The sequence below is a fragment of the Paenibacillus sp. JDR-2 genome (genome assembly GCF_000023585.1).
Taxonomy (GTDB): Bacteria; Bacillota; Bacilli; order Paenibacillales; family Paenibacillaceae; genus Pristimantibacillus.
In genome coordinates this window covers 6,227,806-6,245,676 of sequence record NC_012914.1, presented here as the reverse complement: position 1 = coordinate 6,245,676, position 17,871 = coordinate 6,227,806, and the positions used below count along the sequence as shown (strand labels likewise).

At 48.8% G+C, this 17,871-nt stretch carries 16 protein-coding genes; 10 read left to right on the top strand and 6 right to left on the bottom strand.

Annotation, left to right across the window (positions count from 1 at the left end):
* Positions 1-8 precede the first annotated feature (8 nt).
* Complete coding sequence (locus tag PJDR2_RS27365; protein ID WP_015846997.1) at positions 9-1,088, top strand: glycoside hydrolase family 172 protein; 1,080 nt, start codon at positions 9-11, stop codon at positions 1,086-1,088.
* Between the two features lie 71 nt (positions 1,089-1,159).
* On the opposite strand, the gene PJDR2_RS27360 is transcribed toward PJDR2_RS27365, so the two are convergent.
* Both PJDR2_RS27360 and PJDR2_RS27355 read right to left on the bottom strand, forming a co-directional pair.
* Positions 1,160-2,455: a UDP-glucose dehydrogenase family protein gene (locus tag PJDR2_RS27360; protein WP_015846996.1), complete on the bottom strand. Its 1,296-nt coding sequence runs from the start codon at positions 2,453-2,455 to the stop codon at positions 1,160-1,162.
* Positions 2,452-3,444 carry a sugar phosphate nucleotidyltransferase gene (locus tag PJDR2_RS27355; RefSeq protein ID WP_015846995.1) on the bottom strand — a complete coding sequence of 331 codons (993 nt, stop codon included), beginning with the start codon at positions 3,442-3,444 and terminating at the stop codon, positions 2,452-2,454. The genes PJDR2_RS27360 and PJDR2_RS27355 overlap by 4 nt, the downstream gene beginning before the upstream one ends.
* A 191-nt stretch (positions 3,445-3,635) precedes the next feature.
* On the opposite strand from PJDR2_RS27355, the gene PJDR2_RS27350 reads away from it, so the two are divergent.
* On the top strand, positions 3,636-4,664 hold the full coding sequence (locus tag PJDR2_RS27350; protein WP_015846994.1) for a glycosyltransferase family 4 protein: 1,029 nt from the start codon (positions 3,636-3,638) through the stop codon (positions 4,662-4,664).
* A 1-nt stretch (position 4,665) separates the two neighbouring features.
* Positions 4,666-5,355: a glycosyltransferase family 2 protein gene (locus PJDR2_RS27345; protein WP_015846993.1), complete on the top strand. Its 690-nt coding sequence runs from the start codon at positions 4,666-4,668 to the stop codon at positions 5,353-5,355.
* A gap of 132 nt (positions 5,356-5,487) precedes the next feature.
* Here the strand turns inward: PJDR2_RS27345 and PJDR2_RS27340 are convergent, their stop codons facing one another.
* The gene (locus PJDR2_RS27340) at positions 5,488-5,901 is read right to left on the bottom strand and encodes a cupin domain-containing protein (protein ID WP_127492778.1); all 414 of its coding nucleotides are present in this window, start codon (positions 5,899-5,901) and stop codon (positions 5,488-5,490) included.
* Positions 5,898-6,773 (bottom strand): AraC family transcriptional regulator, encoded by an 876-nt coding sequence (locus tag PJDR2_RS27335; protein ID WP_015846991.1) that lies wholly within the window; start codon positions 6,771-6,773, stop codon positions 5,898-5,900. The genes PJDR2_RS27340 and PJDR2_RS27335 overlap by 4 nt, the downstream gene beginning before the upstream one ends.
* A gap of 176 nt (positions 6,774-6,949) precedes the next feature.
* On the opposite strand from PJDR2_RS27335, the gene PJDR2_RS27330 reads away from it, so the two are divergent.
* From PJDR2_RS27330 to PJDR2_RS27305, 6 genes are all read left to right on the top strand, one after another.
* Entirely contained in the window at positions 6,950-8,326 is a 1,377-nt protein-coding gene (locus tag PJDR2_RS27330) for an MATE family efflux transporter (protein ID WP_015846990.1), read from the top strand.
* 214 nt (positions 8,327-8,540) lie between these two features.
* Positions 8,541-9,440 (top strand): LysR family transcriptional regulator, encoded by a 900-nt coding sequence (locus PJDR2_RS27325; protein WP_015846989.1) that lies wholly within the window; start codon positions 8,541-8,543, stop codon positions 9,438-9,440.
* Entirely contained in the window at positions 9,425-10,285 is an 861-nt protein-coding gene (locus PJDR2_RS27320; RefSeq protein WP_015846988.1) for a LysR family transcriptional regulator, read from the top strand. The genes PJDR2_RS27325 and PJDR2_RS27320 overlap by 16 nt, the downstream gene beginning before the upstream one ends.
* A 273-nt stretch (positions 10,286-10,558) precedes the next feature.
* Entirely contained in the window at positions 10,559-12,259 is a 1,701-nt protein-coding gene (locus PJDR2_RS27315; RefSeq protein WP_015846987.1) for an extracellular solute-binding protein, read from the top strand.
* A gap of 36 nt (positions 12,260-12,295) precedes the next feature.
* The gene (locus PJDR2_RS27310) at positions 12,296-14,197 is read left to right on the top strand and encodes a sensor histidine kinase (RefSeq protein ID WP_015846986.1); all 1,902 of its coding nucleotides are present in this window, start codon (positions 12,296-12,298) and stop codon (positions 14,195-14,197) included.
* Positions 14,190-15,752 (top strand): response regulator, encoded by a 1,563-nt coding sequence (locus PJDR2_RS27305; protein ID WP_015846985.1) that lies wholly within the window; start codon positions 14,190-14,192, stop codon positions 15,750-15,752. Before PJDR2_RS27310 ends, PJDR2_RS27305 begins: the two co-directional genes overlap by 8 nt.
* Positions 15,753-15,818: 66 nt before the next feature.
* Here the strand turns inward: PJDR2_RS27305 and PJDR2_RS27300 are convergent, their stop codons facing one another.
* Complete coding sequence (locus PJDR2_RS27300) at positions 15,819-16,658, bottom strand: alpha/beta fold hydrolase (RefSeq protein ID WP_015846984.1); 840 nt, start codon at positions 16,656-16,658, stop codon at positions 15,819-15,821.
* Positions 16,659-16,740: 82 nt separating this feature from the next.
* Complete coding sequence (locus PJDR2_RS27295; RefSeq protein WP_015846983.1) at positions 16,741-17,379, bottom strand: hydrolase; 639 nt, start codon at positions 17,377-17,379, stop codon at positions 16,741-16,743.
* A gap of 281 nt (positions 17,380-17,660) precedes the next feature.
* On the opposite strand from PJDR2_RS27295, the gene PJDR2_RS27290 reads away from it, so the two are divergent.
* On the top strand, positions 17,661-17,846 hold the full coding sequence (locus PJDR2_RS27290) for a XapX domain-containing protein (protein ID WP_015846982.1): 186 nt from the start codon (positions 17,661-17,663) through the stop codon (positions 17,844-17,846).
* Positions 17,847-17,871: the final 25 nt, after the last annotated feature.

The window sequence follows — 17,871 nt, the reverse complement described above, 5'->3', positions numbered from 1 at the left end:
TCAATTACATGAACGCTTTTAACGGATTAGGTATGGGACTTGGCAATTTGGCGAGAATTTCGAATGCGGTATCGAGATCGATTTCCCCGGAAAACTTTACGGGCGAGAAGGGCAAAGGCGCCATGGCATCGGACGGGACGGGAGCTCAAGCCGCCCGTGACCTAGGCGTTGGCTGGAAGGTATCCCCTTCGGTCAGCATCGCGGGTCATCAGGAGTTTACGATGGGGGTTATCGACGGGCCGGGCGTCATCCAAAATATTTGGCTGACCTGCTCGCATCAGGTTGTAAGATCGTTAATCTTCAAAATTTATTGGGATGAGGAAGAGGAGCCTTCCGTGTACGTGCCGGTCGGAGATTTCTTCTGCAACGGCTGGGGCGAACGCGCGCTTGTGAACTCGCTTCCGATTTCGGTTAATCCGGCGGGCGGCTTTAACAGCTATTGGGAAATGCCTTTCCGTAAAAAGGCGCGGATCGTCATGCAGAATCTGTCGCATGAATCGACGGTCTTGTATTATCAGATCAACTACACGCTGACGGACGTTCCGGACGATATGGCGTATTTCCACGCTCAGTGGCGCCGCAGCAATCCGGTCCCGTACAAGGATGTCCATACGATTGTTGACGGCATTAAAGGTAAAGGGCATTACGTCGGTACCTATCTCGCCTGGCAGGTGAACAGCAACAACTGGTGGGGCGAGGGAGAGGTTAAGTTCTACATGGACGGAGACAAGGAATATCCGACGATCTGCAGCACGGGGACGGAGGATTACTTCGGCGGTGCCTGGAACTGGGACATGAACGGGCAGTATGTGACGTATTCCACGCCATTCCTCGGGATGCATCAGGCGATTAAGGCTGACGGCTTGTACAAGGCGAATCAGCGCTTTGGCATGTACCGGTTCCATGTGATGGATCCGATCCGCTTCGAGGATGATCTGAGGGTAACGATCCAAGCGCTTGGCTGGCGTTCGCATGGGCGTTATCTGCCGCTTCAGGACGACATCGCATCCGTCGCGTACTGGTATCAGCTGGAGCCGCATGCGGCTCATCCGCCAATGCCGGGAATTGACGATCTCGAAATTATTTAGGACGTAAAATAGCAGGCTGGCCTCAAGTCATTGGACTTGGAGGCCAGCCTTTCTTTATCTGAAAAAACGAATCAATAACCGCTGCCGATGCCTTTGTAATAATACCCGAGAGCGCGCAGCCGTTTAGCGTCCGTCATATTGCGTCCGTCAAAGAAGTTCGGCTGCCCGAGAAGCTTCTTCGCTTTCTTCCAATCGAGCTGTCCGAATTCGGGCCATTCCGTGCATAGGATAATCGCATCCGCGCCTCTCAAGGCTTCTTCGGCTGAGGAACAGGCCTTAACCGCCTTGTAGGAAGCATGAGCCGGTAAAGACGCAATGGGATCATACAACTGCACGTTGGCCTGCTCGAGTAACAATTGATCGATGATCCGTAAAGCAGGCGCTTCCCGAATATCGTCCGTATCCGGCTTGAATGCCAGCCCCAGTACCGCAACCGTTTTGTCCGTAAATCCGCTAAGGCGCGACCGCGCCTTGTCGAGTAAATAAGCGTGCTGCGTGCGATTGACTTCTATGACTCCCTCCAAGATACGAAGATTTACGTGATGCTTTCCCGAAGTCGTAACGAGTTCCGAGACATCCTTGGGAAAACAGGAACCTCCGTACCCCAGGCCGGCTTGCAGGAAGCTTGGCCCAATCCGGGGATCAAGGCCCATTCCTTCTGCAATCTCCTTTACGTTGACCTCCAGCTCGTCGCAAAGTCTCGCAAGCTCGTTCATATACGATATTTTCGTTGCGAGAAACGAATTGGATGCATATTTGATAAGCTCCGCGGTTCTTGGCGTCGTTAAAATCCAAGGGCAGGCAAAAGACCAATACAGCTTCTTAAGCTGCTCCGTTGCCCGCTGGCTATCGGTACCGATTACGATGCGGTCGGGCCGCAAAGCGTCTTCGACGGCCTTGCCTTCCCTCAGAAATTCGGGATTGGAAGCGACGTCGAAGGGATAGGCCGTTTGCTGCGCTGCTTCTATCCACTTCTTAATCAGCTCTTGCGTTCCGACCGGTACGGTGCTTTTAGTGACAATAAGTTTATAGCCATTCATCAAACGCCCGATATCCTCGGCGGCTTGCCCAACGTAGCGCAGGTCTGCGCTTCCATCCGGCAGCGATGGCGTTCCTACGCAAAGGAAAATAACGTCGTGCTCTTTAATGGCGGTTTCTTTATTAGTCGTAAACCGCAAACGGCCGCTTTGCACATGCTTGGCAATCAGGCCTTCAAGGCCGGGCTCGTGAAAATGCAGTTGTCCCTTCTTTAACCGTTCGATTTTGCCAGCATCGATATCCAGTCCGGTTACCTGCCAGCCGATCTCGGCAAAAACCATTGCGGTCGTGGCTCCAACATAGCCCGTGCCGATAATCAGAATTTTCAAGGCTCCTTCACCTCTTTATCCATCAGTCCCCCGGCGACAATGGAATGTTCGCCGATAATAACATTTTTAATAGGGAACGGGAGATCTTTCATATGAACTCCATTCAAAATAATGCTGCTCTCGATTTGGCAATTTTCCAGTCTGGATCCCGCACCCACCGAAACGTAAGGGCCAATCCGGCAATCCTTCAGCACGCAGTCCTTATCAATCGATACCGGCTCTACGATTGTGCAGCGCTCCATCTGGACGGAGTCGTGAACCCGTTTCTGCAGGGCTTCGGCTTCCAGCAGTTTTCGATTGGCCAGCAGCCATCGATCCTTCGTGCCCACGTCGATGTTCAATTGGTCGGTCACGCGGTAAGCGACGTCGTAACGCTGCTCGATCAACCACTGAATCGCATCCGTTATTTCGTACTCGCCACGCTTAGAGGGTGTAATTTTGTTCACGGCTCCAAAGATCTCCTTCGTAAACGCGTAACCCCCTATAACCGCTAAATTCGACTTCGGATGTACCGGTTTTTCTTCCAGACCTATGATTCGCGAATCCTGGATCTCCGCGATGCCGTAATCCTGCGGGTCCGCAACTTCCGCAAGCAATAAGGACGCTTGTACACCGCCATGCTCGACATCGTACTTCAGATCGGATAACGGAGCGGAAATCAGATTATCTCCCAGAAGAAGCAGGAACGGTTCGCCCGATAAATAATATTCCGCATTTTTGAGCGCGTTCGCGATTCCTTTCGGTGCATGCTGATAAATGTACGTAATCGAAATGCCAAACGCCTCTCCCTCGCCGAATTGCGCGCGAATGTCGGCTTCTTGGGATGGATGGATGACGATGCCGATACGATCTATTCCAAGCTCCATTAACTTCATGATTGATAATTGCAACAGGGGCGTATTTGTAACGGGTATAAGCGTCTTCGGCCGATTTTTGGTAAACGGATATAAACGGCTTCCTTTCCCCGCACAGAGAATCAATCCCTTCAACAGCTTCTCACCTCTTTCTATCAACTTCTACTATTCTATTAAAAAGGCTTACACTTGGTATGGGCGTATACTGTACGCGGTATAAAGTAGGTGGCTGATAATGGTGCAAGCGCCGTGCCCTGCGCAGGAGTCCATTCATATCCTACAAGGAATGCCTATGGGAAGATTGGACCTAAGGAGTTGAGAGACATTTGAGAATTGCTCAAATATCGACGAATACGATTCCTGTACCTCCGAAGGATTACGGGGGCACGCAGCGCGACGTGCATTATTTAACGGAAGAGTTGGTCAACCGGGGGCATGAAGTGTTTCTGTTTGCCAAGAAAGGATCAACCTCGAATGCGACCCAAACGTTCGAATACGAGTCGGATGATCCGAAAAAGCAGCTGGACTTTATTATTAAAAACCTTCCGCCCGACGTGGATATCATACACGATCATTACGGCATCGTTGCGAAAGCGAATCCGCCTATTCCGACTATAAGCAACTCCCATTCCAAAGGGATCAAGGGAGACGTGCAGCTTCGGGTATACGTCAGCAAATTCATTCTCCGCAAATACGGGAAACGAAAGGGCTATGCCGTCCATAACGGCATCCGCATGGAGGATTACACCTACACGAAAGACAAGCAAAACTATCTGCTCTTCATGGGAAGATTAATTAAGGAAAAAGGTGTACACCTTGCCATTAAAGTTGCCAAAAAAACGGGTATGCGGCTCATTATTGCCGGCACGCTGAACGACAAGGCTTATTTCAATGCTAAAATCAAACCTCATCTCGGCAGTAAAATCAGCTATATCGGCCCCGTCGGCGGAGACCGCAAACGCGAGCTGCTCGCCAACGCAAGCTGCGTCCTGTTCACGTCGACATGGGATGAACCTTTCGGACTGGTCCTCATTGAATCGCTGGCCAGCGGCACGCCCGTACTAGGCTTCAACAAAGGCGGCGTTGCCGAGGTGCTTAAAGGAATGCCTCAGCTCTTATGCAAAACGACATCCGAAATGGCGATGAAGATTAAATACCGCAAGAAGAGGCTGCCCAAAGCCAGCGAATGCAGACGTTACGCCAGAAGCCGCTATTCCGATTTAATCATGACGGATCGCTTCTTAAGTTTGTATGAGAAAATCATCGACGGAAAATTGTACAAAATCAAAAAAAATACATTATGGAACCGGCGCGAGGCCAAGCTGCTGGCTGCGCCGAATGGAGATGATAAGTAAGATGATCACCGTAATCGCGTGTACGATGAGATCCCAATTCATCGATAATGTATTCGATAATTACGATCGGCAGGTTTGGAAGGACAAACAAATGATTATCGTCTTGAATGACGACAAGATGGATATCGAACAATATCAGGAGCGGGCAAACCAATACCCGGAGAACGAAGTAAGGGTTATTCAGCTCCCCCAGAAATACAAGCTTGGCAAATGCCTGAATTACGCCATCAATATGGCCGAGGGCGGCATCATCGCCAAGTTTGACGATGACGATTATTACGGGCCCAAATTTTTGCGGGAAGCCGCGCGTGCCATCAAGAGCGGCAAGGCGTCTATCGTAGGCAAACATACCTCCTACATTTATTTCGAGGCCTATCGCTCACTGATGGTTTTCCGCAGGGGCGGAGAAAAGAAGTACTCGCGCAGCATCAAGGGCGGCACGCTGGTCTTTCGGAAGTCGGTCTGGAAGCGCGTCCCGTTTCCCGAATTCAAAAAGGTCGGCTCGGATTCCGGCTGGGTCGGGCGGTGCATCCGCAGAGGCTTTCGCGTGTATTCCTTATCGAAGCGGCATTACGTCTGTATTAGGAGAAGGGATTACAAAAGCCACACGCAAAAGAAAAGCACGCGCCTCTATATGTCGCACTGCAGGCTTGTTCGCAGAACGAGTCATTTCAAACGTTACGTAAACTAGATGCGGCAAGCGCGGGGGCCAGTGAATATTGGCTTGGCGGAAGAGCATTGATAAGGACAGCACGAAAAAGCAGGCGGGAACCCGTCTGCTTTTTCGTGCTCAAACAACTCTTTCTTGTCTCTTTATAAACCGTTACCATCCTATGAATTCGGTTTCATACTTTTCAAATAGCCTTCGCAGCCCTTCCGGGCTGCGATCCGGGGCGGCGTGGATGGCTTCAATCAATTCGCTGATCCGGACCGTCATGATTAGAAGGTAACGTGCGGACTCGGCCTTTGGATTCCAGTACGTATGGGCGGCTCCCCGGGGCACCATAACGGCGTCGCCTGCGTTCGCCTCCACCGTCTGGTCGTCAATCCGGAAGGCAAGAGTTCCTTCCAGTACGTACCATGCCTCATCATCCTCGCGATGAATGTGCAGCGGAGCGATTTTCATAGGCTCCGCCCCTTCAGTGCAGCCCTCTGCCGTCCACTCGGCCATAACCAGATTGCCTCCCGTTGTTGACAGCAAATGTCCCGCTAATGGGAAAGCGGTTACTTTTTTCATATTGTCTGCCCCTTTCTAAGGTCGCGCGGCGAGACGCCCCGCAGCTGTCGAAATAGCTTCGAGAAGCTGTTAATGCTGCTGCAGCCGATCTCGGCTGCGATGTCCGTGACGCTCATGGCGGTGTTTTTCAGTAAATATTCGGCTCTGTTAATGCGGTTAAGATTCATGTATTGCACGAAGGTCTGGCCGGTTATCTTCTTGAACATGCGGCAGAAATGATACGGGCTCATATGGACAAAAGAGGCTGCCTGTTCGACGGTTACGCGCTCGGCCACGTCGGATTCCAGACGGGTGAGCAGCTCCTTGAACCGGTTGGTCCTCGCGCGGAACGCGTTCATCTCGGTGTCGCTGCGCTGCATGACGGTAAATTCCCGGCTCAGCCAGGTGAAGAGCAGCTGGCAGTAGGAACGGACAGCTAGCTCATAGCCGCGGGGCTTCTGCTCGAATTCTCCGGCTAGCCGCAGCGTTGTCTGCTTCAGCAGCGGGTACAGCGAATCTGTCTGTTCAATGCGGCTCGCGATCATGGACATGCCGTTCGTGTAAGGAGCGACCAGATCAACAATATGCGGTTCCTTCAGGCCTAGTATGGATGGATTAAACACAAGCGCGTATACCGTAAAAGGCTCGTTCGGGTTAAGCGAGGCTGCCGAATGAAGCTCGCCGCTGTTGACGAACAGCATGTCGCCCGGTTTGGTAGGGAACGGCTGTCCGCCAATCGTGTAGAGAACCTCGCCGCTTTCGACGTAGATCAGCTCGAAATGCTCATGCCAGTGGAGAGGCAGGGAGCATCCGATACCAAAGGTCGGATGGAACACATTGATCGGCAGAGCCGGATCGGTCATAACGGTATTTTCCCATAAATCACTTCGCATAGGTGCTGCCTCCAGCCATCAGATTAGCAAGATCGGAATAATAAACAACAAGAAGCATTAAGACATTAACCCGTGAACGTTCTATATTGGTTAATGTTATCACACATAAACGCCCCAGTGGATATCGGATAGTTGGAGCAAAATGGATTAAATAAAACTGGGAGGTACGGGAAGCGATGGCTCAGGTAAAAACAGACAGATCCATTTCTTTATACACGCTCGCATGGCCTATCGCTATCGAGTTGATTTTACAGTTTCTGATGGGCACCGTTGATTCCCTGATGGTCAGCCGTTTGGGAGATAATGCGGTATCTGCGGTAGGCGTATCCAATCAGGTGATGCGTTCCCTGCTTACAATCTTTGTGCTTATTAACGGCGGGGCAGGGATCGTAATCGCGCGCAGATGGGGAGCGGGCGATCCCCATACGGCGAGACGCGCCGCGGCGATGGCGATTAAAGTCGGGCTGATTGGCGGAGTCCTGGTTAGCCTGCTGTTTGCTTTTGGCTCGGGAACTATCGTGCGTCTAATGGGGACGCCTGCCGAAGTGGTGCCGCAGGCGACCACTTATATGGCCTTTATCGGCGGCTGCTCTCTCTTGACGGAGCTTAATATGATGCTGACCGTGATGATCCGGAACACCGGCAATACGCGCGGGCCGATGATGATCGCAATCGGAATGAACGTGGTTCACGTGCTGCTGAACTATGTGTTTATCTTTGGCGAGTTGGGCTTCCCGCAGATGGGGATAGAGGGGATAGGCATCTCGACGATCATCAGCCGGTTGCTTGCGTGCGCGGTGGGCGTATGGCTCCTGCTTCGCTCTTTCCCAAGCCCGTTTGAGCGGAGCGACTGGCGCGGGTTTGACCGTCCGCTGCTCAAGGAGATGGTTGGCATTGGCCTGCCGAACCTGGGAAATGCAGCGTCCTGGGGGTATTCGCAGATTGTCACGCTGGCAATCGTCTCATCGATGGGGGCGGCGCAGCTGGCGGCATTCTCCTACTTCAATATTATCCAGCAGCTGCCCTGGCTGATCGGCAATTCCATCGGAATGGCCGTCCAGATTCAATGCGGTCAGCTGTACGGCGGGAGAAAGTATGACGATGTCTACCGGGCTCCGTACCGCGCTGCCATGATCGGCATGGTGCCAACCTTTACGCTGGCCGTGCTGCTGTATGCTTTTGGGCATACAACAATCGGCTGGTTTACGTCGGACCAAAAGATAACCGGCATCCTGCTGCCTTTGTTCTTCTGGTGCATGATTTGGCAGCCGATGCGGACATGGACGTATTCCTTCATCCAGTCCCTAACGGCGATTGGCGAAGCAAAGTTTGTGGCCATGAGCAGCATGCTGGGCATGTGGATCTTCGCAACAGGCGGGGCCTATGTGTTTGGCGTAGTGCTCGATATGGGCATTATGGGGGTATTGGCTGGCCTGCTGCTAGATGAACTGTTCCGCGCCATTCTTGTTGGGACGCGCTGGATCCGACGCCGCAAGCTGCCTCGGCAGCAGGGGGAGTCTGCATCCGCGGTGCAGACGGTTGGAATGAACTAGATTAAGGAAGCCACTCTTGCGGAGTGGCTTTTTCTTTTGCGGGACCAACCCTAAAATCCAGCAACCTTAACCTGAAATCTAGCGGATATATTACAGGACTGGTTCTTTCATATAATGTTTAATGAGGGGTTGGAGCTGAAAAACATGAATGAAGGATAGCTCGGAAGGCAACCATGCATGGAGCGAATCTGAATGGACTAAGGAGGAATACGCCGTGGAATTGCGCCAGCTTGAATACTTTATTCAGGTTTGCAAATCAGGAAGCTTCACAAAAGCGAAAGAAGAATTAGGCGTGACTCAGCCTACGCTAAGTCAGCAAATTCGGGTTTTGGAGGGTGAGTACAATATTCAATTGTTCGATCGGGTAAGTAGAGGGGTTGAAATAACGGAAGCCGGAAAAATTCTTTTGAATAAGGGCAATGCTATTATGAATCTTCTTGAAGAAGCGCGTAATGAAATAGATGGCCGCAACGATAGATTCGGAGAAACGATTGCTATTGGCTGTTGTCCTGCTGAGCTTGAATATCTAGCTCCTTTCTTCATGAAGTTTCACCAGAAGCACCCGAATATTCTATTAAGAATTATGGATATAGAGAATGCCGAGAAAAAAGTTATGGAGCAAAGAGTAGACTTTGGAATAACGGCCTATCCGGTTTCCGACGATTCGGTGATTTCGACTCATTTGTATAGACAAGAAATGGCGCTATTGGTTCACTCCGATCATTCTTTGGCCGATCAAACGTCAATTCCTTTCCAATCCTTGAAGCAAATGAATTCGATCATGTTCCGAGAACAGAACAAATCGTTAATTGATAGGTATTGTTTCTCTTACGGGTTTACATTGAAGTCGATTATAGAAACATCCTCCACCTCGGTACTGCTACATTGGATTCGTCATGGACTTGGAGCGGCTCTTATACCAACATCTTTGCTCGAAAGTATAAGGGATGATTCTTTGCGTATTGTCAAATTGGAAGGGCATATTCCATATTGGGATATATCTCTGTTATACCTTAAATCCGCTAATATGAAATCCACTGCGCGATTATTCATTCAAGAGATGGATTCCTATGTAAGAGAGGATGAGGTGAATCTTTTGTGTTCAGGCAATTAGAGTGTTTTATTCAAATTTGCAAAGAAGGCAGCTTTACTAAGGCTGCGGATGTTTTATTGATTTCTCAACCTACTTTAAGTCAACAGATTCGTTTTTTGGAATTGGAAGTTGGAGCGCCTTTGTTTGAGAGATTTGGCAGAGGGGTAAAGATTACGGCTGACGGGGAAATTTTATATGAAAAAGCTCTTTCCGTCATGAGGCTCATTGAAGAATCAAAGAAAGAAACCTACGAGTTGCGTTACGCTCGGGTTAATAAACTTTCGATAGGCATTTCGCCCACGAACTTTTTTAGATTAACATCCCGTTTTCGGGAATTTCATGATCAGCATCCTGACATTACATTGAAATTTGCCAGTGCGGAGAATACGACACAGCAATTATTGAATGACAGTATCGATATTGGCGTTACCGATCATTATAATCCAAACAAAGAAATTCATATCCTGCATCTATATAAAGAAGAACAAGCGTTGATCGTTTATAAGGATCATCCATGGGCGGATCGAACCAGTATTTCTTTTCATGAGCTGGAGGATTTAGAATCTTCCTTATTTGTTGGGGATATGCGTTTGACCGATTATATTCACGCATCCAGTGTTAAGATTTCCGAAAACCTGCTATCCATGTTTGAGTCAACCTCTACGGAAATTCTTCTTTCCATGGTACTGCAAAAGATGGGGGTAGCTATTTTACCTGCCTCTATAATTGAAGGCTTCCCTGGACAAGAATTGAAAATGATTCGTCTTGTAAGTCCAACGCCTCTTCGCGAGATAAAGCTTGTTTTTAAAAAGTATCATTACAATAATCCTTCCGTACAGAAATGTATTGAGTTCTTTCAACAATAATCAAATAAAGCGAATTATTAATCATATATAATCAAAGCGAGCCAAGGAAGAAATATTTCCTTGTTGTGCTCGCTTATTCGACGTTGGAATAGACGAAGCCTGAAAAATAGTAGCCCTGAATAGGAATGCAATCTCTTTCATTTGCCAGCAATAACCTTTATACTAGCTCTAAAATAGAGGCTGATGAACAGCATCACCCTACTAATTTATGGTATTATATTACAATAATGAGCTAAATTAGTTAATTGCTATGTAGACAAAGGAGAGTAGTGAATGGGTAAGATGCTTAAATCAGCAATGGTATTACTAGTTCTGATGATGTGTTGGGCGTTAGCGGCTTGTTCCGTTAACACTGGCAATTCGGGCAATGGCATTGCTGAAGATCCTACGAATTCGAACGCCAATTCACTGGAGGCAGATGCTTCTCATAAGAAGATTTCTACGGATGAGCCTGCCTGGAAACTGGACACGACACCGATTACGTTTGATTGGTATATCAATTTTGATTGGTTCACCAGCAAGTGGGGAGGAAACGCCGTTTCCGATTATATAACGAAAAAGACGGGCGTCAGCTTGAACTTTATCGTGCCCGCCGGCGACGCCGGCGAGAAGCTTAATACGATGATGTCGGCTAGATCGCTCCCTGATTTCATTACGCTAGGCTGGTACGAGGATGCCGTTCAGAAGATGATCAATGGAGATATGGTGCTTCCATTAAATGAGCTAGCGGATGAATATGATCCTTATTTTTTTAAGGTCGCAGATCCCGCAAAGCTTAGTTGGTACACACAGTCTAACGGCAATGTGTACGGTTACCCGAATGCATCCTCATCCCCTGCCGATTATCAAAAATACGGTCAGCTCTTCACCTCTAATCAGACCTTCGTAGTCAGGAAAGACTTGTATGAAGCGCTTGGCAAGCCGGATATGAGCACGCCCGAAGGGTTTCTCGGAGCGCTAAAGGCTGCGAAGGAGAAGTTTCCTGAGGTGGACGGCCAGCCGCTCATTCCGATTGGCCTTCATGAATTTACGGAAACCGGAAACTATTCGCTGGACGAGTATCTTCAGAATTTCCTAGCGATCCCGAAGCAGAAAAACGGCAAGCTGTATGATCGTCGCAGCGATCCAACCTATTTGAAATGGTTGAAGGTGTTTCGTCAAGCAAATGAGGACGGGCTTATGCCGACGGATGTTTATATTGACGAAAAGCGGCTGGAAAAGGATGAAAAAATATCGCAGGGCCGCTATTTTGCCATGCTTTATCAATGGTCTGATTTTACAGAGATTAACCAAATGTTATACCAGAAGGACCCCAATAAAGTATATATCGCGATTGATGGTCCTGCGAATGACGCACATGATGCGCCAACGCTTGCAGGCAACGGCATCTCCGGATGGACGGTGACGCTCATCTCCAAGAACGTCAAGGATAAAAAGCGGGCAATGGCCTTCCTCAGTTATTTGCTCAGCGAAGAGGGGAACAAGGATCTGTACTTAGGAGAGAAGGGCGTTACCTACGACACGATAGACGGCAAGGATCAGTTCTTGCCAGCGGCGATGAATCTGCTCAATACCAACCGCCAAGCGTTCGATAAAAAATATGGCGCTTCTTATATGTATTGGATGCTGATGGATACAAACATGAATCTAGCATGGATGACGGGGATGGATGCTGAGCCTGCCAAACAAATTGCCGATTGGACGAGAGGCAAGACGATCAGCATGGCCGAGTTCGACAGTCTGGATCCAGACCCGACGACGAAGGAAGGTATCGCGGAAGGCGAACAAACGCGGCTCTGGGCCGAGACGCTGCCGAAGCTGCTGATGTCGGGGTCGGATGCTGAATTCGATCAACTGTTTACCGAATTCTTGAACACCATTACCAAGGATCCCGAGTACGAAGAGATTGCAGCTAGCCGGCAAGCAGCCTACGAACGGAATATAGAGAAGCTGAAGTCGTCGTTCAAGCAATAGATCTTTTAGAGGAAGCAGCAGGATGTGAAACTGGAGATGGGATTTGCGGCAATACGCTGGTTAATGGGGATACGTGCATTCACGTTAAAACTTTCGCTTCAAGTCAAACTGATTCTGTCATTTGTGTTCGTCATCTTCATACCTGTTATTCTATTCTCCTGGTATACGCTAAATGAAGAGTCCGCCAAGGCGATGGAAGAATTGACGAAGAACAACGAGAATGTGCTCGCCATCGAGAAGATAAACATCGAGAATAATATGGAGCTGATGGAATGGACCGGTCAGCTTGCGTTATCCAATCGGGAAATGAACAATTATCTGCAAATTGAACAAATTCAGGATGCGGCGCATGTTCTTCACATTAAGAAAGACGTAGTCAATAACTTTCAATACTTTCTGTTTAACAATCCACGAATTGCGAATGTCCGGCTGTTCACGGACAACCTTTACGTGAATGAGATTTGGCCAGTCATTCTACAGGAATCGCGTATTGAAGATAAGCCTTGGCATGATGAAGTAGTGAAGCGGAGCGGTTTGCCGTTGTGGGAGATACAGGAGGACGTCGTCCTCACCGGCGTGCCTTCCGAACCACAGCCCAATGAGCCCTTTATGACGTATTTGCAGGAATTCAAATATGCGGACAACAGAGCGCATAACGGGATTCTAGAAATATCCATGCAGCTATCAGATTTCTTTTCTCAAACATTCAGCAGCGTGCAGGACAATAACTCCCAACTGATCGTAATAGCAAGGAACGGACAGGTATACAGCTTGGAGGCTTCACCTGTGTTCGCGCAGCATAGCGCGGAGCAATTAATGAACAGGGTAAAGCTGACGAGTAATACAGATTACGAGACGGTTAAATTCAAGGTAAGCGGGCAGTCCTACTTGGCCTTTCAGACCTATATTCCGTCAATCGACTTGCACTTGGTCAATATGGTTAGTCTCGCGGACACGATGGAGGGCATTAATCATTCGAGAGTTCGTTATCTTGTGCTCATTTCGTTACTGGTGGCATTTCTCGTTGTGCTGTCTTACTCCATGCAAGCGTTTATTTTGCGCAGGCTTAAGGTGTTAAGAGAATCGATGCAACAGGTAAGAAGCGGTAACTTCAACGTCGAGCTGCCGCCAATTACCGGCAGCGATGAGGTGGGGGAGCTTGGCTTTCATTACCGCGAGCTTATTCTGAAGATTAACGAGCTCATCCAAGAGCAGGCAGCTAGGCATGCGGCGGGTAAAGAAGCTGAGCTTAAGGCGCTGAAAAATCAGATAGATTCCCACTTCCTTTACAATACGCTGGAAAATGTCAAGATGCTGGCGGAGATTGAAGGGCAGTACCTTATATCGGACATCATGACATCGCTAGGCGGAATGATGAGGTATTCCATGGAATGGAAACAGGATCATGTCATGCTCAGTGACGAGATTAAGCAGGTTCAGCATTATATATCCGTCATGAATATCCGTTATGATGGACGACTTGATCTCCGGTTGTCGATTGCACAGGAATGCCTTAAGCAGGAAACGCTCAAAATGTCACTCCAGCCCGTAGTCGAGAATGCAATCAAGCATGGGATGAGCCGCATGCATTCCAGCGACGGAAATCTTGTCGTTGCAATCTCTGCCGACAGGCGTGGCCACGCTTGTGTCATAGAGATCACGGACAGCGGTTGCGGCATACCGGAAGGGATGCTGAATTTATTGAATCAAATGCTGCGAATGGAAGAGTCCGCTTACCAGGATGTCCGGCAATTGGTTGTTCGGAAGGATAACCAGGACAGCAACGGAATCGGTCTGCGTAATGTAGACCAGCGCTTGGTGATGAGTTACGGGCCGGAATACGGGATTCGGATCGAAAGTCAGGAAGGAAGCTATACACGCATAATCATGACGTTGCCGTATAGACTCACGGGAGGAGGAGTGGACATCGATGATTAGGTTGCTGATCGTCGACGACGAGAAAATCATCCGGAGGGGCCTGCAATCGGTAATTGAGAGGCAGTTTCCTGATCGGTTCAACTACCGATTTGCCGAGAATGGACAAGAGGCGCTGGAGCTTCTTGGCCAGGAGCCTGCTGATATTTTGATAACCGATATTCGAATGCCCATTATGGATGGGATCGAACTGCTAGAGCAGCTGCAGGATCACCAGGTCAAACCCGAGGTTGTATTGCTGTCGGGCTATAATGACTTCGCATACGCGCAGAAAGGGATCCGCTATGCTGTGAAGGATTATCTCGTAAAGCCGGTCGTTCGGGAAGAGTTGTTTGCCGTCATGGAGCGGTTGATTCTGGATATAAGGGTAAGAGAAGAGCAAGCAGACAAGGCGGGCGAAAATGTCAGCCTTTTTGCTGCCGAGCTGGTTACCCTGCATTTGACCCAGATGGATGCAGGCGATGCGTTGACACCAAACAAGCTTAAGCAGGCTGGCTTAAAGTGGCTGGATGCAGGATATGCGTTGGGCTTGATTATGCGGCGCGATGGAGGATCACAGGCTGGCAGTACGGATGTTGCTACTTTCAGGAATCAAATTGCGGAGCTGTTACAAGGTCAGACGGAGTGGCTGCTCACGCGTGATGGAAAAGGCGGGACGATTATGCTCGCGCGCGATTCTGTACTGTTCTGCCGGTTGGCGGAACAATGGAGGCTGCATGTATATGGGTCGCAGCTGAGAATTGCAACGAGCGATTCCGTTCAAGGGATCGAGCAGATAAGGTGGGCATACAGCCAAGCGAAGCAAACCTTGAAGTACGGTATTCTGCTTTCGGAACGCGATGTGCTGGACAATACCATTTTAAGTGAACGCAATGAGAAGCATGCCGTACCTGTTGAGTTGATTCAGCGAATATTGAATCTCCTTGGGATGGGTAGAGGCGATGAGATCAAACAGCTTCTTAATCAAATCCTCGATGTCCGCATTATTAGCAGCTGTGAGATTGGGTATCTGGAGCGGATTAGCCAGCTGTTCAACGAAGAGCTGTTTGATAAGCTGTTCAGCATCTACGGATATAAGGTGCTCGATCAATTAAGGACGTATGCCCAAGTTGGTCACATCGGGAACTTCGATCATTTCGGAGATTATTATACAGCCGTCGAGCAGCTTATCGATAGTCTTGATCGGTTCATCCAAAATCGGAGAGTACAAGCGCCAACGGAACAAAATACGATGCAAAAGGTTCTTAATTACTTGCAGACGCATTATGCCGACGATTTGAACATGGCAGTCGTGTCCAACCATTTCTCGCTCAATTACTCGTATTTCAGCTATGCCTTCCAGGAATATAGCGGCGAGAGTTTCTCGAACTATGTTCGCCGGTTAAGGCTGGACAAGGCAAAGGAACTTCTGGTGCATTCCGATTTGAAGGTATACGAAATCAGCGATCAGGTTGGCTTCGAGAATGTGAAGCATTTTACGAGAATATTTAAAGATACCGAAGGCATCACGGCGCTGGAATTCCGAAGTCAGCGAAGACTGTTTGGAAGCCAAGCATAACTATACGAATGACCCACAAGAGGGTATTGTTCTCAAAAACATCCTTCTTATGGGTCATCTTTTTATTTATTTGGTATTAAGGAAGTGAATCAAAGCGGTATTGAATTCTTCGGAATGGGTCGCGTTCAAACCATGCGGTCCGCCTTCAATTACGACGAGTTGACTGCCCGCAACCGCTTCGTGCGAAAGCTGACCGCTTACCTCAAGCGGCACGATCGCATCGGAATCGCCATGGATAACGAGCAATGGGATATCAAATTTAGCCAAATCGCCGCGGAAATCCGTCCGGCCGAAGGCATCCGTGCAATCCAGCGTCCCCTTTGGCGAAGCAAACGAAGCAATATCAACGTTGTAAGCACGGAAAGACTCGCTCACGAGATCGGTTCTATCCCCAGCTTTAAAGAAATTATGAGTGAAGCCGTCAAGGAAGGCGACTCGGTCTTTCTTCAAACCGTCATGGAAGCTCTGAATGGTGGCTTCATCCAGACCGCCTTCCGGATGCTCGTCAGATTTATAAAAGAACGGCGGAACCGCTGCGGCGAGCACGGCTCTTTTGACACGGCTTGTTCCGTAAGCGCCAACATAACGGGCAACCTCTCCGCCGCCCATCGAAAACCCGACCAGCGTTACATCCTTAAGGTCCAGATGCTCAATTAATTTATGGAGATCGGCTGCAAACGTATCATAATCGTAGCCGTTCCAAGGTTGGGAAGATTGTCCGAATCCGCGGCGATCATAGGTAATCACGCGGTAACCCGCTTCGATAAGCGCCGGAACTTGATTTTCCCACGAGCGTCCGCTCAGTGGCCAGCCATGGATTAAAATCACAGGTTTTCCTGCGCCAAGATCTTCAAAATACAATTCAATGGGTTGTCCGTTTTCTGTTCCGACTGTTAATTTAGCCATGCTTCAACCTTCACTCCTCTGATATTCGTTTCTCTATCTTCCACTCGCATTAAGCCCGTTCCATTTGGAAATGGAAATTAATCTATCCCCCGTGGCCGCCAAACATCGCTTGGGCATAAACAAGCCCCGCGCCGTAAGCCCCGCTGTGTTCCTTAGCGACCGACAGAACGGCGTCATAGGTTTCTTGGCGCGCCCAATCGCGTTGGTATTCAAGCAGAACAGACAGCCAGGTTACCGGAATTGCTCCTGCTTGTATCATGCGTTGAATGGACATATCGTGCGCTTCCGTCGTTGTCCCGCCGGAAGCATCCGTTACAATGTATACTTCATATCCGTCTTTGATTGCTGCAATTGTAGGGAAAGCCAGACAAACCTCCGTCCAAAGCGCTGCGATAATCAGCTTTTTACGGCCGGTTTTCTTCACCGCTGCCAAGAAGTTTTCGTCTTCCCAGGAGTTCATGGTTGTTCGGTCAATCGGCTTATGATCCGGGAATACCTCTTGAATTTGCGGATGAAGCGGGCCTGAAAATGATTCCGCTGCTACAGTCGTAAGAATGACAGGTGCGTTAAAAACTTTGGCTGTCTTGGCCAATCCAACCGTATTGTTAATGATGGTCTGGCGGTCGGCGCTTTGAACGCCAAAGAGCATTTGAGGCTGGTGGTCTACAAGAATGATTGCAGAATTATCAGCCGTAAGTAAATCCGTCTTCCCGTTAAACATACCAAGATCCCTACCTTTTCCGAATATAATTACAACAGTCCCAATAAATTGGAAATCGCGCTGCATGTACTCAGTCTATTGAAATGCAACTACGCAAACAATCTTCAGTTTTCTATATATTTCATAGATAAAAACTATATATATCAATAGTTCTATAAAGTATTTGCATAAATAATTCCTATGGTTGTTATAGAGAAAGCCTTATTGCTAGTAAAAATGTTGACTTTTAGACTTATGAATAGAACGCATCTAGCAAGAAGCTGAAAAAGGAGGGAATAAATATGGGAGAAATGAGTATGGGGTCTATGGTACTGGCTCTAGCTGCAGGTATCGTAATTGGCATTGTTTTTCAATCGCTTAAGATCCCTTCGCCGGCACCGCCTTTTTTAGGGCTGCTTGGTCTCGCCGGTATGTTTTTGGGCCAGCGGTTGATACCTTGGATCCAACATTTGTTACACAGCAAATAAAATAATGGAGAGGGAGAACGGAATC